This is a genomic window from Idiomarina sp. PL1-037 (assembly GCF_034422975.1).
Classification (GTDB): Bacteria; Pseudomonadota; Gammaproteobacteria; order Enterobacterales; family Alteromonadaceae; genus Idiomarina.
This window is the reverse complement of the sequence record NZ_CP139873.1, coordinates 2,448,592-2,464,123: the sequence shown is the minus strand read 5'-3', so window position 1 is coordinate 2,464,123 and position 15,532 is coordinate 2,448,592. Positions and strand designations below refer to the sequence as shown.

13 protein-coding genes are annotated in these 15,532 nt (G+C 49.3%); 6 read left to right on the top strand and 7 right to left on the bottom strand.

The features are described from left to right. Positions 1-123 precede the first annotated feature (123 nt). The 3 genes from gluQRS to sfsA form a co-directional block, all read right to left on the bottom strand. The gene (gene gluQRS / locus U0358_RS11570; protein ID WP_317497498.1) at positions 124-975 is read right to left on the bottom strand and encodes a tRNA glutamyl-Q(34) synthetase GluQRS; all 852 of its coding nucleotides are present in this window, start codon (positions 973-975) and stop codon (positions 124-126) included. Positions 976-981: 6 nt separating this feature from the next. Further along, positions 982-1,434 (bottom strand): RNA polymerase-binding protein DksA, encoded by a 453-nt coding sequence (gene dksA, locus U0358_RS11565; protein WP_317497530.1) that lies wholly within the window; start codon positions 1,432-1,434, stop codon positions 982-984. A gap of 142 nt (positions 1,435-1,576) precedes the next feature. Further along, positions 1,577-2,281, bottom strand: a complete 705-nt coding sequence (sfsA, locus tag U0358_RS11560) for a DNA/RNA nuclease SfsA (protein WP_322406372.1) — start codon at positions 2,279-2,281, stop codon at positions 1,577-1,579. A gap of 56 nt (positions 2,282-2,337) precedes the next feature. Here sfsA and pepB point away from each other — a divergent pair, with 56 nt between their 5' ends. From pepB to mrcB, 3 genes are read left to right on the top strand one after another with little or no spacing between them, the layout of a single operon-like run. After that, complete coding sequence (gene pepB, locus U0358_RS11555) at positions 2,338-3,636, top strand: aminopeptidase PepB (protein ID WP_317497496.1); 1,299 nt, start codon at positions 2,338-2,340, stop codon at positions 3,634-3,636. 6 nt (positions 3,637-3,642) lie between these two features. Next, on the top strand, positions 3,643-6,114 hold the full coding sequence (gene hrpB / locus U0358_RS11550) for an ATP-dependent helicase HrpB (RefSeq protein WP_322406371.1): 2,472 nt from the start codon (positions 3,643-3,645) through the stop codon (positions 6,112-6,114). Next, positions 6,114-8,381, top strand: a complete 2,268-nt coding sequence (gene mrcB, locus U0358_RS11545) for a penicillin-binding protein 1B (RefSeq protein WP_322406370.1) — start codon at positions 6,114-6,116, stop codon at positions 8,379-8,381. The genes hrpB and mrcB overlap by 1 nt, the downstream gene beginning before the upstream one ends. Here mrcB and hemL read toward each other — a convergent pair. From hemL to U0358_RS11525, 4 genes are all read right to left on the bottom strand, one after another. Next, a complete protein-coding gene (gene hemL, locus U0358_RS11540; protein WP_317497493.1) occupies positions 8,367-9,656 on the bottom strand; it encodes a glutamate-1-semialdehyde 2,1-aminomutase in 1,290 nt (429 codons plus the stop codon). The genes mrcB and hemL overlap by 15 nt on opposite strands. A gap of 15 nt (positions 9,657-9,671) precedes the next feature. After that, positions 9,672-10,685, bottom strand: a complete 1,014-nt coding sequence (locus U0358_RS11535; RefSeq protein WP_317497492.1) for an aspartate carbamoyltransferase — start codon at positions 10,683-10,685, stop codon at positions 9,672-9,674. 70 nt (positions 10,686-10,755) lie between these two features. After that, positions 10,756-11,187, bottom strand: a complete 432-nt coding sequence (gene hemJ, locus U0358_RS11530; RefSeq protein WP_317497491.1) for a protoporphyrinogen oxidase HemJ — start codon at positions 11,185-11,187, stop codon at positions 10,756-10,758. Beyond that, the gene (locus U0358_RS11525) at positions 11,184-12,878 is read right to left on the bottom strand and encodes a chloride channel protein (protein WP_317497490.1); all 1,695 of its coding nucleotides are present in this window, start codon (positions 12,876-12,878) and stop codon (positions 11,184-11,186) included. Before U0358_RS11525 ends, hemJ begins: the two co-directional genes overlap by 4 nt. Positions 12,879-12,973: 95 nt before the next feature. Between U0358_RS11525 and U0358_RS11520 the strand changes: the two genes are divergently transcribed. The 3 genes from U0358_RS11520 (at position 12,974) to pepQ (ending at position 15,528) form a co-directional block, all read left to right on the top strand. Further along, positions 12,974-13,720, top strand: a complete 747-nt coding sequence (locus U0358_RS11520; RefSeq protein WP_317497489.1) for a DUF6776 family protein — start codon at positions 12,974-12,976, stop codon at positions 13,718-13,720. 56 nt (positions 13,721-13,776) lie between these two features. Continuing rightward, positions 13,777-14,127, top strand: coding sequence for an iron-sulfur cluster insertion protein ErpA (erpA, locus tag U0358_RS11515; RefSeq protein ID WP_011235467.1), 351 nt, complete (start codon positions 13,777-13,779; stop codon positions 14,125-14,127). A gap of 84 nt (positions 14,128-14,211) precedes the next feature. After that, a complete protein-coding gene (pepQ, locus tag U0358_RS11510; protein WP_322406369.1) occupies positions 14,212-15,528 on the top strand; it encodes a Xaa-Pro dipeptidase in 1,317 nt (438 codons plus the stop codon). Positions 15,529-15,532: the final 4 nt, after the last annotated feature.

The following is a 15,532-nucleotide window of genomic DNA, read 5'->3' as shown; positions in this document are numbered from 1 at the left end:
TTCAGGCTCTGCCGCCTTACTGGAAAAGGCGCGCTTTGCCAGTGCTTTTATTCGCTTAATAATGGTGGTTCTCCCTTACCATTGTTTTTATTTAGAATCAGTTGTTGTCTGTATATTGTACCGTTAACGACCTGCTATATGCCACTTTTTGCACCAACTTTGCAACGCCTGTTGCAATATTTCCCTGACAGGGCTTTGCCGCAGCTCCGGTTCCGGCTCAATACCCAGATAATTCAGCGCCATGAACAGGTTATTACTTGCCTGGCTGGACTCAATCGGCGGCGCATGGTTTTGTTTACTCAACTTGCGACCATCGTCATTCATTATCAGCGGTAAATGCATCATTCGTGGCTGATTTCCGGTGAAATACTGCCATAAAGTGAGCTGCCAGAAGCTAGGAGTTATCAAGTCGCTACCACGTACAATATCGGTAACTCCCTGTTCAATATCATCAACGACCACAGCCAGCTGGTAAGCATACAATCCGTCGCGGCGTTTCAGTACGAAGTCTTCACAGACTGAAGCAGAGTGATCTTCTAATACGCCGTGCACGCGGTCATTAAATGCATCAATCGGATTATTGTTAACAAAGCGCAGGGCGAAGGGGGTTGAACGAGGCTGGTGGTTACGACAGTAGCCATCGTAGTGATCGCTGCGGGCACGAATAGCCCGACGACTGCAGTCACATTGATAAAGACGCTGAGCGTTTTCCAGCTGGTTGAGCTGATGCTGGTAAACTGAGTCACGCTGGCTTTGGTATAAAACGGGGCCATCCCACTCTAAACCGTGAGCTTCTAACTGAGTTAAAATGGTATTGGCCGCTCCGGCCACGGCTCGCGGTTTATCGACATCTTCAATGCGAACCAGCCATTCACCTTTATGCGCTTTAGCATCTAAGTAGCTACCAACGGCAGCTACTAATGATCCCAGGTGCAAAGGCCCTGAAGGTGTTGGTGCAAAACGGCCACGATACATGAGCCTTTAGGCTCCGGTCATTTGCTTCTCTTTCATTTCCGCCAGCGTTTTACAGTCCACGCACTGGTCAGCTGTTGGGCGAGCTTCTAAGCGGCGGATACCAATTTCAATACCGCACGATTCGCAAAAGCCAAAATCATCTTCTTCTATCTTTTGTAAAGTTTTTTCAATCTTCTTAATCAACTTACGCTCACGGTCACGTGTACGTAGTTCGATACTGAACTCTTCTTCCTGCGCAGCGCGGTCTACCGGGTCAGGAAAATTCGCTGCTTCGTCTTTCATATGATGCACTGTGCGATCAACTTCCTGACGTAATTGACGACGCCATTCTTCCAGAATACGACGAAAATGCGCACGTTGCGCATCGTTCATGTACTCTTCACCCTGTTTTTCCTGATACGGCTCCAGGCCGGCCATCGCCAGGATGCCATGGGTTTTCTTATCCTTGCCTTGAGGCATCATGGATCTCCTACATTCTCTATAAAAGAGTGCTTAAAAAGCGGTACATTAAAAAAAGGACGCTACGTATACCAGAAAGGGGTACGGTTGGCAATGTCATTCGGATTAAATTTCTGCGGTAAAATTGTGAATGTATTGAGTTTTAAAGGCTTACGGGAACTGGTCTCTCCAGTTTTATTTCTTTCGCCGACGCGCGGCACTTTACGGCATAAAACTCGACTCCGACTGACGCTGCTTTTTTACACAGCTCAGCATACTGGGTATCGATATGTGCGGCGGGGGAAACTTGTTCAATACCGTCGTGCATTACCATGTATAGCTGCACGGCGCGATGACCATCGGCCACAACCTGCATAAGTTCATTAAGGTGTTTATGAGCGCGTTGGCTGACTGCGTCGGGAAAGTAACCCTGACCCGCATCCGCTAAAGTGACACTTTTCACTTCAATAAAGCATTCACGGTTATTCTGGTCGACAGCCCACCAGTCGATGCGGCTTTTTTCTTTACCGTAGCGTTGCTCTGGTTTTAGCTCTTGCCACTGGCTTAATTCAGGCACAAGGTTGGTTTGCAGTAACTCTCCGGCCATGCGGTTAGCGTGCTGTGTATTGACCACAATAATTTCACCGTTGTTATTCTGAGCGAGCTCCCAGGTCAGTGAGTATTTACGTTTGGGGTTATCAGAAACACTGCACCAGGCCGTAAAGCCAGGCTCTGCACATCCGGTCATGGCTCCGGTATTAGGGCAGTGGGTTGTTGTCGTTTCGTTGTCACCAAAATCAATGTCGGCGAGAAAACGCTTGTATCTTTTTTGCAAAACTCCCTGGCGCAGGGGCTTGTTAAATTGCATCAGAGACCTCATAACTCTAGTATAAACAGACAGCAAATTATCGGGAGAGGTACAGAATGTCCAGCGCACTCGCAATCTATTTAACTCAGGAAGCCCCCGCAAGTTATTGGAATCCAAAATCAAACTTAGTCTTTGGCGAAAACAAAGCACACATCATCTTAGTTGAAGATGAAGCTGAAAACTTGCGGCGTATCCAGAAAGCAGGCCGGACTCTGGACAATACCGGAGCAGTAACCATTGAAGCTGCTGGCAGTGACTGGAATCTGGAGCGTCAGTGGGCGTTGTCACAAGGGTTTACGTCAACCTTGTCAACCAACCAGGTTATCTGGAGTAAAACCGATGAACCCGCCGCGAAAGAACTTGATGCCATGCGTGAAGCGACTCGTTTCAGTCGCGAGCTGACCAACTTGTCAGCGGAAGAGGTTTATCCTGAAAGTTTGGCGCAACGCGTAACCGAGCACTTTAAGGCTCTGGCACCAGATACCGTCAGCGCGGAATTCATAAAAGGTGAAGCGCTGAAAGATGCCGGCTGGATGGGAATTTATACGGTAGGTCGCGCCAGTCAGCACGCGCCGGGGTTGTTGGTATTAGATTACAACCCAACCGGCGATGACAATGCGCCAGTAGAAACCGCGTTGATAGGTAAAGGTATTACCTACGACAGTGGTGGTTACAGCATTAAGCCAAGCGAAGGCATGCTCGCTATGAAGTGCGACATGGGTGGTGCAGCTACCGTATCCGGTGCATTGTCGTTGGCAATACGCCGCGGTTTGAATAAGCGTGTGAAGCTCATTCTTTGCTGTGCCGAAAACATGATTGATGGCCGCGCGTACAAGTTAGGCGACATTATTCGCTATAAAAACGGCCTGACGGTTGAAGTTGTTAATACCGATGCAGAAGGTCGTCTGGTGCTGGCCGATGGCTTACAGGCCGCGGGTGAGTTTGGTGCTAAACAGATTATTGATGCGGCGACACTGACCGGCGCCGCGCAAATGGCGGTTGGTAATGAGTACAACGCGCTGTTTAGTGTGGATGAAGTGGCTGCCACTAAAGCATTGGCGAATGCGGATAAAGAAAATGAGCTATTGTGGCGCTTACCGTTGGCCCCATGGCACAGTGAGAACTGCCCGTCAGCGTTTGCTGATACGGCCAACAGCCGCCCGCAAAAAGGTGGTGGTGCCGGTGGTGCAAGTAATGCCGCGGGCTTTTTACTGCGCTTTGCGCCGAACAGCGGCAAAGGCTGGCTGCACTTCGATTTAGCTGGCGCTTACCAAAAATCGGCGACCTCTATGTGGGCGACAGGCGCTACCGCGGCCGGTGTTCGCACCATAGCCGCAACCGTACAAGGTGATTAATTTGGCATGACCTTGCCAATTGAGAGCGTGCTGCCGGAGCTGGCGAAAGCCTTTCCGGCAGCGCGTGTCGTTATTGAGGCACCGCCCGGTGCCGGTAAATCAACACAACTTCCGCTATTTCTGTTGCAGCAGGGTATTGCTAATGACGGTCTTATTGTCATGCTGCAGCCCCGGCGTGTTGCTGCGCTGAATATTGCTCATTATTTGGCTAAGCAGTTGGGCGAGTCGGTAGGGGAGCAAGTTGGTTACACGGTGCGCGGCGACAGCAAGCGCAGTAAGGCAACTAAGTTACTCGTTATTACGGAAGGCGTGTTGGTGCGATGGCTACAGGAGGATCCTGAGCTTGGCGGTATTGGCACGCTAATCTTCGATGAATTCCACGAACGCAATTTGCACAGTGACTTGAGTCTGGCGTTGGTGATTGATGCCCTGCCATTGCGTCCGGATTTAAACCTGCTGATTATGTCGGCCACCTTGCCCGCAGAAAGTCTTAAACTCTGGTTAGAGAGTTACTGTGATCAGGTGCAGGTTTTGCGCAGCGAAGGCCGGAGTTATCCGGTTGAGTATCACTATCGCCCAGCATCTCATGTTACTCAATGGCTGACTGACTTACCCAAAGTGGTTGTCGAAGCCTTTGCTGCTGCCGAAAAAGGTGTTCTGGTTTTCCTACCCGGTGTTTATGAAATACAAAAGATTGCGACTGAACTGAGCCAGCGAATGCCGCCGGGCACAATCATTTTACCCCTGCACGGGCGTATCCCCTTGCAGCAACAGCGGCAAGTATTAAAGGCGCCGGACCAAAAACGCATTATTCTGGCAACGAATATTGCTGAAACCAGCTTAACTCTGGACGGTATTGATGTGGTTGTCGACAGTGGTCGCGAGCGCCGGGCTCAATACCTGCCGCAATACGGGCTAAGCCAGTTAGCAACGCAGCGTATTGCCAAAGCATCGGCGACACAACGTGCCGGCCGTGCGGGTCGCCAGCAGGCCGGGCAATGTTTTCGCTTGTGGGCGCGCTCCGATGAACATGGCTTTGCCGATTATGCGCCTCCGGACGTCGCCACTCAGGATTTATCAGCACTGGTACTGGATGTACTGCGCTGGGGCAGTGAGGTGAATCAACTGGCCTGGTTTTCTCAGCCCGACCCCGGCCATTGCGCCGCGGCGACCGACTTTTTAGCCAGCACCGGCTTAATAAAACAGGGGCAGTTAACCGCAAAAGCCCGACAGCTCGAGTCCGGCGGTTTTGATCCCAGAATTTTATTGGTGGCGGACGCAGCCAAAGCTTTGGCGAACGAGCAGCAAGCTGCTATGGCTCGTGTTCTGGCTACACTGGAAGAGCCGCAAACTAGCATAAAAACAGTCGATCTATTTGAACGCACTCAGCAGCATTATCAACAACAAAAACAGGCGCCTTTGTGGCAACAACGCTGGCGCTATTGGTTAAACCATTTTGGGCTGAAAGAAGTTGCAGACTCCGCGGAATCCGCAACAACCTGTGAAGAAGGCCTTGCCGCTGCCTTACTGCAAGGTTACCCCGACCGAGTCGCAAAGTATGATGCCAGCCGAGGCGACTTTCAACTGGCCTGTGGCGGGCGGGTGAGTGGCGACAGCAGTCGCCTTAAGCAGCCAACCTGGGCAATTATTTTTGATGTCACCTTTCATGAGCAAAATACGATAGGCCGCAGCCGCTGTCTGTTACCTGTGGACGATGCCTTGTCGTTACTGAAAGAAGCCGGCATACCTTTGCAGACCAGGAAAACAGCTGAATGGGTAGGTGAGCAGCAACAACTGCGACAAATAACTCGTACTCAGCTGGGCTCCCTGGTACTCAGCCAGACTACGAATAGTGGACCGGTTTCCAATGAACAAAAAGCCGAAGCCTTCTGCCTGTGGTTGCGCGATAAAGGCCTGGATAAACTCAACTGGAGTCAACGCGCGAAACAGCTACAACGGCGGGTCTACTGGCTGCAACAAGCCGGAGAGCTGGGGGCTTACGACATGAGCGATGCAGGACTACTTAATAGCCTGGAGCGCTGGGCTGCGCCATACTGGACGAATATCCGGTCATTAAAACAATTGCAGCAGTGGGATCCTTACGAGGCCTTGTGTTATTTTCTCGACTACTCAGAACTGCAACGTCTTAATTCGGCTTGTCCTGAATGGTGGCAAACTCCGACAGAACGTAAAGTGTTTATAAATTATCTGGACGATACCCCCAGAGTTGAGGTCAAATTACAGGAAATGTTTGGTGTCTCTGAATCGCCTAAAATTATTGATAACCAACAAGTTGTGACCGTGGATCTTCTGTCTCCGGCCGGGCGTCTGTTACAGCGAACCAATGATCTCGCGAGTTTCTGGCAAAATGCGTACGCCGACGTGCGCAAAGAAATGCGTGGTCGCTACCCTAAGCATCCGTGGCCCGAAGACCCTCTGAATGCAACCGCAACGTTTAAAACCAAAAGGCAGCAGTAGTGATAAAAAGTCGATGGTTTCAATACCTATTCTGGACAAGCTTTAAGATAGGGCTGGTACTTATCGCCGTCATCGGGCTTTATGCCATTTATCTGGATGCCAGTTTGTCGCGTCATTTTAGTAACAAGCGCTATCAGGCACCTGCTTTGGTTTACGCCGATGAGGTAACGTTAAGAAAGAGTCATCCTATGCGTCTGCAACGTTTGGTCGATGTTCTGGAGCGGGTGGGTTATCAGCGTAATAGTAATACCGGGCAGTCGGGTTACTACTCGGTTGGTAAAAACAATGTCATGGTGCACAGGCGGCCTTTCGACTTTTCCGATGGACCGCAAATGGCGCAAAGAGTGCAAATTAACTTTCGCGGTGACCGTATTGAGTCGATAAAAAGCTGGCCCAGTGGCAGAGAGCTGGAAAGCTTTCGTCTGGAACCCGAGCTGATAGGCCGCATTAGTACCTTAAGTAAAGAAGACCGTTTGTTAGTTGGGCTGGAAGTCGTGCCTAACTTACTTATTGAAACCTTATTAAAAGTTGAAGACAGAAACTTCTATCATCATCAGGGCGTATCGCCGTGGTCTATTCTGCGGGCTTTAGCTGCTAACTTAAAAGCGGGCAGAACGGTTCAGGGCGGCTCTACTCTTACTCAGCAACTGGTCAAAAACATTTATCTGAGCCGAGAGCAGACATTGTGGCGCAAGTTTCACGAAGCCATGATGTCGCTGGTTATCGATTACCGTTTTGATAAAAACACCATATTAGAGACCTACCTGAACGAAGTGTATTTTGGGCAGGACGGAAGCAATGCGATTCACGGTATAGGGCTTGCCAGCCAGTTCTATTTTGGTAAGCAAGTACAGGAGCTAACCCCAAGCGAAATTGCTTTAATGGTGGGGATGATAAAAGGTCCTTCTTATTACGACCCAAGACGTTTCCCGGAGCGCGCCCAAAGCCGCAGAGACACCGTGCTTAAAGTCATGTTTGAACAGGACCTGCTTGGTAAAGATAACTACGTTGCGGCGGTTGAACAGCCGCTTGACGTTAAAGAAAGCCGCCGTCTGGTTGAGCACCCGTACCCCCATTATATGGACTTAGTACGTCGGGAAATGAAGCGCATTATCCTGCCGGAAGACTGGCAGGAAACCGGGCTGAAAATCTTTACGCATTTGCAGGTGGACGCACAAAGTGCAGTACAGCGTTCGTTAGCACAACAGCTTATGGCTGGCGGCGAAGATAAAAAGTTAGAAGGCGCAATGGTCGTTGCTGATTACCGTAACGGCACGGTGAGTGCACTGGCTGGTGGCCGCTTAAGTCAGGCTATAGGTTATAACCGGGCGCTGTTAGCATTGCGACCAATAGGTTCATTAATGAAGCCCATCATTTATGCCGCCGCGATGCAGGATTCAGGCGTTGGTCTGCATACCCCGGTCGCAGATGAGCCCATTACGTTGTCTGACAAAAAAGGCAAAGAATGGAAGCCGCAGAACTACGATAAAGAATTTGATGGTAGTTTGTTGCTGTACGATGCCTTGGTCCAGTCGCGCAACTTACCGGCCGTTCGGGTGGGCATGGAAGTGGGCATAGATCAACTGGTGAGTTATTTACGCGAGTTAGGCGTGACAACGCCGTTACAAGCCTATCCATCGCTGACTTTGGGGGCTGCGTCATTGTCTCCTATGGCGGTGACACGAATGTACAGTGCGTTGATGAATGATGGTCGTTATCAGTCTTTGGCTGCGGTTTCGTCTATCACCACGCATCAGGGTGAGGTGCTTTATAGGCGCGAAGCACCGGAGACAGAAGAAGTTTTCGATAAAAACGTGTCTTATCTGACTCGTTATGGTTTACGTGGAGTAGTGGCTGAGGGCACAGCAAGTCGTCTTCAAAGTGCGTTAGCCGGTCAGGTAGTTGGTGGCAAGACAGGTACAACGAATGATTATCGTGACAGCTGGTTTGTGGCTGTAGATGGCGAGCATGTAGTTACGGTTTGGTTAGGCCGTGACGATAATCAACCCGTAGGCTTAACCGGCAGTAGCGGGGCTCTCAACGTTGTGGCGGATTTTTATGATTACTTACCGCCGTTGAGCATGGCTTTAGATGTACCGGAGCCTCTGCAAATGCAAAACTTTCACCCGACAACGGGACAGCGAATTCCTGAAGATTGCGGTAATGGTCGTAAATTACCGGCTGAGGAAATCAGGCTTCCCGAGGATATTACCTGTGAAGGCAATATCCGCGAGAAAAGCTGGTGGGAGCGTTTATTTGGTGGCTAACTTAGCAAAGGCTTTTTCAGCGGCATCCAGAGTGTTCTGAATGTCTTCTTCACTGTGCGCTGCGGACATAAAGCCGCCTTCAAAGGCCGATGGCGCAAGATACACGCCTTGCTCTAACATGGCGTGATAGAACGTCTTAAAGTGTTCCATATTACACTGTGTAGCCTGAGCGTAAGTGGTCACTTCGGGCTCTTCGGTAAAGAAGAAACCAAACATAGAACCGGCGCGGTTGGTTGTCATTGGTACACCAGCCTTGTCAGCGCGTTCCTGCAAGCCGTCCAGTAGCGTGTCAACGCGTTGGTAAAGCTGGTCATAAAGCCCTGGGGTAGATAATTGCTGTAATGCCGCTAAGCCGGCGGCCATAGCAACCGGGTTTCCCGATAAGGTGCCTGCCTGATAAACAGGACCCAACGGCGCAATGTAGTTCATAACTTCTTTTTTGCCGCCGAAAGCGCCGACTGGCATACCGCCACCAATCACCTTACCTAAAGTTGTGAGGTCAGGTTTAACCTTGTAGCGATCTTGAGCGCCGCCCGGGGCCACACGGAAACCGGTCATGACTTCATCAAAAATCAGGACTGAACCATGCTCGTCACAAAGACTGCGTAAGCCTTCCAAAAAGCCTTGAGCTGGTGGAATGCAGTTCATGTTACCAGCTACCGGCTCAACAATAATGCAGGCAATTTCATCGCCCATTTCAGCGAAAATTTGTTTCACTGATTCAATATCGTTGTAAGTGGCGGTTAAGGTATGTTTGGCAAAATCTTCAGGAATGCCGGGCGAGTTAGGAACACCCAGAGTCAAAGCACCTGAACCCGCTTTAACCAGCAAGGAGTCGGCGTGGCCGTGGTAGTTACCTTCAAACTTCAGAATTTTATCCCGGCTGGTGTAGCCGCGTGCCAGGCGAATGGCCGTCATAGTGGCTTCAGTGCCGGAATTTACCATACGCACCTTTTCAATAGAAGGGACTATTTTGCGAATAGTCTCCGCCATGGTGATTTCAACTTCCGTTGGTGTACCGAAGCTCAAGCCTCGCTTTGCTGCCTGCAGAGTGGCCTCTAACACTGCCGGGTGATTATGTCCCAGAATCATGGGACCCCATGAGCCGACGTAATCGATATAACGTTTGCCGTCGGCATCCACCATGTAAGCGCCTTCAGCACGCTCAAAGAAAATGGGGCTGCCGCCAACTCCATTAAACGCCCGAACCGGCGAGTTAACGCCTCCGGGGATACTGATTTGTGCCTGAGTATATAATTCTTCTGAGCGACTCATGTCGTAACTACCTCTTTACTGTTGGCTTTTTTCGCTGTACCAGATGACATCACATTGGTGTTTATCAACCTGGTCAACGACTCCAAGTGTTAATGCAAACAGAGCCATACGAATTAGCACTCCGTTGTCAGCCTGACGGAAAATAGCCAGGTTGGGGTTTTGGTTTAAGTCGTTATCCAGTTCATTCGCTTCGGCGCGTGAATCCCGCGGCAAAGGATGCATGATGACCGTGTTGGGCTTGTAGTGCTTAGTGTAAATAGCCTGGTTTAAACGAAACTTACCGCGATATTGATCAGCGTCTTCCGGACTTGCAAAGCGTTCTTGCTGTATGCGAGTTTGATAAACAATGTCAGCATCGACAATACCGTCGACTTTTTCTGTAACCGTTACACGATGGCCTGCATTTGCCAGCGTATCTAATACGGAATCTGGCATGGAAAGTTCACGTGGCGAAATTAAAGTGAATTTAATGTTTTTGTACATAGAGAGTAACGTGGACAGCGAATGTACGGTACGCCCGTATTTCAAGTCGCCAATCATGCAAATGTGCATGTTATCAATGCTTTGCTGATGGTATGCCAGTTCTTTCTGGATAGTGTAAAGATCCAGCAATGCCTGAGTTGGATGCTCGTTTGCCCCGTCGCCGCCGTTAATGACCGGTACCCGGCTACCTTCAGAAAACTCCCGTACTGAGCCCGACTTAGGGTGTCGCATGGCAATAACGTCGCTGTAGCTGCTTAATACGCGAGCGGTATCGTAAAGCGACTCGCCCTTTGCAATGGCCGAACTTTCCATACCGGTAGTCTCGCGGACTTCACCCCCTAACAGGTTGAATGCCGTGCCGAAGCTTACCCGTGTACGAGTGGAAGGTTCGAAGAAAAGATTACCAAGGATAGCGCCGTCAAGAACTCGAGTGCGCGTTTTACGCCGGGCGTAAGGTTGCATCTTGTCCGCAACGGAGAATATGTAGTCAATGCTGTCGCGATTGAACTGGTTTACAGAAAGAATGTTGGAGCCGGTGAAATTCATCTTTGGGTGCGCCTCTGCCGCAGAATGTCACTGGGCGCACACTATAGCAAATCATGCGGCACAAGAGAATCTAATAAGGCTTAACAACCGCTAAAATGATAATAGCGAAAAGTGCCAGTACCGGCAGCTCGTTAAAGACTCGGTAAAACCGATGGCTGCGTCGATTGGTACCGGTTTTAAAGTCCTTCAATAGTTTAAAACAGTAACCGTGATACAAAAAAAGTAGCAACACCAGTACCAGTTTAGTGTGCATCCAGCCACTGGCAGCAAACCACGCTGAACCGTAGGCAAAAATAAGCACGACACCGAAAATGAGGGTAAGAATGGCGAAGGGGGTGACAAAATACAGTAAACGCCTTTCCATTATGCAGAGTTGCTCATCCACGGCTGGCTTGGCGTTCATTGCGTGATAAACAAATAAACGCGGTAAGTAAAAGATGCCCGCGAACCAGGCCACCATAAAGGCAATGTGCAGGGCTTTAACCCAAAGTATCCATGTCATGCGAGTTCTCTCTGTAGGGCTTTACGAACAAGTTCCCATGTAACAATACCACAGGGCTGGCCATCATCGGTCTCATAAATGTACACGGCGCCCCGGCGCTTAGATCCAATTTCATCATACACTTCGGCCAGAGTCGATGTCACCCGAACGCCTTTAATAGGAGTGTAGCTCAGGCTGGGACTGTCACCGGCGTTGATATCATAAGTCACCAGGCGATAAAGTGCCTGATTATCTTCATCGACCGACATGACAATAACGGTTTTCGCCTGCGCAGATTCAAGTGAGTCAACCAGTTCGTTCTGAGTGGGTTCAAGCAACAATTTGAAGTCCGTTTCCATAACGTTTTCAACACCGGTTTTTTGTAACGCGACATGTACCGGAGCCAGCTGGTAAGGCAAACCCTGCAAATCTAGCTGGGCGATGAAAATGGACTTTGACTTCAGTAACTGACTGGATATCAAGTAAGCAGGCACAATCACTAGCATAGCGGGAATAATTATTTCCACACTGCGAGACAACTCGACAATAGCGAGCAGAGCCGCCATTGGTGCGTGAATACAAGCCGCTAAAATGCCGGCCATTCCCAATAAAATGAAGCTGTCGAAAGACAATGGCTGTTGAATATCCAGCCCATTAACTGCACCGACAAATACCGCAGCGATAATGGCTCCGATACCAAACACGGCACCAATTAAACCGCCGGGTATACCCATGCCCAAAGCAATAGCTGAGGCAAACAGCTTAGCTATAAGTAAGGTGGTCAGCAGCGACATTTCACCCTGATGATTCAATACCTGCTCAATGGCTGTAAGCCCCGGACCTAAGCTGCTGGGAATGATGACAGCCAGCATTGCCGTTATAAGTCCGGCAAAGAGCAAGCGGGTGAGCAATGACATGTCTTGTACGGTTTCCATGACATCCAGCATGAGCTTTTTGAACAGCACTCCGACAAAACCCAGCACAACGCCCAATAGCATGACCCAGGGCAATTGTGTGGTCGGGATATCCTGGGCTGAGAGTACGGCCAGCTCAGAAGCGACACCAAAAATTTCTTCGGTAATTAGCGAACCGGCCACCGCCGACAGCATAACGGGTATAAAAACGTGAACTTTGTATTCCCGCAGTACCACTTCCATTACCAGAACCATAGCGGCTAACGGCGTGTTAAAAGAGGCAGCGATAGCCGCGGCGATACCACAGGCGGCAAGGGTTCGTATGGCGTTTTTGGGGGCGTCGAAATGAAAGCCAAGCCAGGTAGCTGCCGCCGCGCCTAAATGAACTGCCGGGCCTTCGCGACCAACACTGAAACCGGCAACCAGCGCAATTATTCCGCCAAAAAACTGGTTCACAGTACTACGCCAGGGCAGCATGCCGTAATGCTGTTTCATACGATGGATAACGTAGGGAATACCCATTCGGACGTGTTTAGAACCCGACAGCCGAAAAAGAATATAAACAATGGCGGCGGCAATAATGGGGAGTAAAAAGCGGTAAGTAGTTGGTAAAGGCTGTTGCCAATAGCTACCATTACCGACAAGGTAAGCCCCTTGCTCAATCGCTAAACGGAAACCCGCAATCATCAGTGCTGCGAGAATACCGCCGGTCAGACCCATTAAACAAATGGCGATAGTGGTCGACGGGGTCGCCAGCTGTTTGCGCAGTTGCTGTCGGAATACCGAGTTAGAGGCCATTTAAAATAAGATCCTTACCTTAAACCGTGGGATGAGCTTGCATATTTATCAATAACATATCAGCATAAACGCTTGATGGAAATGAGCTGGAAGTTATGAAGCCCTATTTTAACCTGAAATACTGGCAACAGCGCTGGGGATCCTTCCCGGTATTTGTGTTGTTGATCTGTGTTGCTGTTTTGGTTGTTTACCTGGCCTACTTAGCTGGTGTGTGGCATGCAAAGGCATTAAAAGAAGAAGTTTCGAAGCAGTCGCAGCAGTTGGAGGAGCTTTATCAGCGACTTGAGCAGATGGAGTATCAACGCCATGTGCTGCAAGTTGAGCTCGACATTGAGCGTTCGGCAAACCAAAGTTTGCAGGACGAGTTGAGCGCGTTACAGAATGATAATTATGGTTTGCGCCGTGACTTAGCGTTTTATCAAAAGATAATGGCGCCGGAGTTACAGGAAAGCGGCGTTACTATAGACTCCTTAACCGTTACTCAAAACCGTTCGGAAAATCATTTCCATTTCTCTCTGGCAGTTTTACAAATTGAGCAGCGTCGCAACTTTGTTCAGGGCAATGTAACAGTTGAACTGGTCGGCCGTATCGATGGCAAGAAAAAACGTTATGATTTACTGAAACTTGCTAATATAGCGCAAGACGATCGCAGTTTTTCTATGCGCTATTTTTCCTTGTACGAGGGCGACTTCTTTATGCCGGAAGGATTGGTTCCTGAACGGGTAGAGGTGAAAGTCAGAATTACCAAAGGCGGCAACGGCACGCTTGACCGAACCTTTTTCTGGAAAGAAATTAGTCGGGGGGATGCTAACCCCGGTGTGCGAAGTGACGGCGATACTTGACCAAAATACTCAGGTAAGAGAAAATAGCAGTAGAGTTCAACCAAGGTAGAGAAATCATGAGCAGTGCAGCAGAGCAGGCAATGCCGATTGAGTTCACTGAACAAGCGGCAAGCAAAGTGGGTAAGCTGATTGCTGAAGAAGAAAACCCAAACTTGAAGTTGCGTGTTTACGTAACCGGAGGCGGTTGTTCGGGCTTCCAATATGGCTTTACCTTTGATGAAAAGAAAAACCCGGGTGATATGGAAATAGAAAAAAACGGCGTCACCCTGCTGGTTGATCCAATGAGTTTACAATATTTAATGGGTGGCGTGGTCAGCTACGAGGAAGGGCTGCAGGGCTCACGCTTTTTTGTCGACAACCCTAATGCCACAACAACCTGTGGCTGTGGTTCCAGCTTTTCCGTTTAGGCTTTAGTTCCTTCCCTCGGGAACAGCTGAAATTTTTCGGCTTTTCCGCTAGAATAACCTCACAATTTTTTGTGAGGTTTTTTTATGAGCGCGTACGCAGAACACATCAAGACAGTTTGTAGCCGCTTTGATAAAGCGTTAGAAGACAACAATTTTGAATCGGTACTGGTTTACTCGGGCCAGCCACGAGTTGATTTTCTCGACGATAACGCGCCGCCGTACCGGGTTAATCCGCTATTTAAATATTGGGTTCCGGTCACAGAAAGCCCTAAAAGTGCCATTTTTTATCGTAAGGATAGCCAACGTCCTACGGTTTACTTATTTCAGGCTCGGGACTTCTGGCATGCTCCGGTTAACGTGCCGGAAGAAGAATGGCAGCAGCACGTTGATTTAAAAATTATCGACGACTTAAGCATGCTGACTGAAGATTTAGGTAGTGACTTAGAACAGTCAGCCTTTATTGGTGAAGACTTTGCTCAGCCGGTCAGTGACTGGAAAGTGAAAGCTCGCAACCCACAGGCATTGATTGATCATCTGCATTTCCATCGCTCAATAAAAACTCAATGGGAAGTGGACAATTTGCGCGAAGCCAACCGCTTAGCGGCAAAAGCCCATGTTGCAGCAAAAGAAGCTTTTTTTGCCGGTAAAAGCGAGCTGGAAATACACCATGCTTACCTGGGCGCTATCGATTTTCGTGAGTCACAGGTGCCTTACAATAGCATCGTTGCATTGAACAGCCATTCGGCAATTTTGCATTACGACGTATACGACACCGTTCCGCCTAAGCAAATTCGTTCGTTCTTAATTGATGCTGGCGCCCGCTACCGTGGTTATTGCTCTGATATAACTCGCTCATACGCTTATGAAGAGGGTTTCTATGCGGACTTGGTTGAAGCAATGAATAAAGCTCAGCAAGAGCTATTGAGTGAGATTAAGCCCGGTGTGAGCTATTACGACCTGCATGTATCTATGCATCTGAAAGTCGCGCAAATTTTAACTGACTTTGAGTTTATTAAAGGTGATGCGCAAAGCATTTACGACAAAGGTTACACCAGTGCCTTTATGCCGCACGGGTTAGGCCACTTTATCGGTTTGCAGGTACATGATGTTGGCGGTTTCCTGAAAGATGATAAAGGCAACAGTTACGAGCGCAGTGAGCGTCATCCGTTTTTACGTTTACTACGAGACATCGAAGTTGGCCACGTCTTCACTATTGAGCCGGGCTTATACGTGGTAGACCAGCTACTGGAAGAGCACAAAGACAGTACAGATATTAACTGGGAGAAAGTTGATGAGCTGCGTCCATACGGCGGTGTGCGTATTGAAGACAGTATCGTCGTTGGGACTGATGGTAACGAAAACCTGACCCGGGATGCCTTTAAGGAACTGGGTGCTGAATAACGCG

What these genes read in the sequence shown, in the direction of transcription:
- gluQRS (WP_317497498.1), bottom strand. Translation starts at nt 975, where the DNA reads ATGTATCGTGGCCGTTTTGCACCAACACCTTCAGGGCCTTTGCACCTG.
- dksA (WP_317497530.1), bottom strand. Translation starts at nt 1,434, where the DNA reads ATGCCTCAAGGCAAGGATAAGAAAACCCATGGCATCCTGGCGATGGCC.
- sfsA (WP_322406372.1), bottom strand. Translation starts at nt 2,281, where the DNA reads ATGCAATTTAACAAGCCCCTGCGCCAGGGAGTTTTGCAAAAAAGATAC.
- pepB (WP_317497496.1), top strand. Translation starts at nt 2,338, where the DNA reads ATGTCCAGCGCACTCGCAATCTATTTAACTCAGGAAGCCCCCGCAAGT.
- hrpB (WP_322406371.1), top strand. Translation starts at nt 3,643, where the DNA reads ATGACCTTGCCAATTGAGAGCGTGCTGCCGGAGCTGGCGAAAGCCTTT.
- hemL (WP_317497493.1), bottom strand. Translation starts at nt 9,656, where the DNA reads ATGAGTCGCTCAGAAGAATTATATACTCAGGCACAAATCAGTATCCCC.
- U0358_RS11535 (WP_317497492.1), bottom strand. Translation starts at nt 10,685, where the DNA reads ATGAATTTCACCGGCTCCAACATTCTTTCTGTAAACCAGTTCAATCGC.
- hemJ (WP_317497491.1), bottom strand. Translation starts at nt 11,187, where the DNA reads ATGACATGGATACTTTGGGTTAAAGCCCTGCACATTGCCTTTATGGTG.
- U0358_RS11525 (WP_317497490.1), bottom strand. Translation starts at nt 12,878, where the DNA reads ATGGCCTCTAACTCGGTATTCCGACAGCAACTGCGCAAACAGCTGGCG.
- U0358_RS11520 (WP_317497489.1), top strand. Translation starts at nt 12,974, where the DNA reads ATGAAGCCCTATTTTAACCTGAAATACTGGCAACAGCGCTGGGGATCC.
- erpA (WP_011235467.1), top strand. Translation starts at nt 13,777, where the DNA reads ATGAGCAGTGCAGCAGAGCAGGCAATGCCGATTGAGTTCACTGAACAA.
- pepQ (WP_322406369.1), top strand. Translation starts at nt 14,212, where the DNA reads ATGAGCGCGTACGCAGAACACATCAAGACAGTTTGTAGCCGCTTTGAT.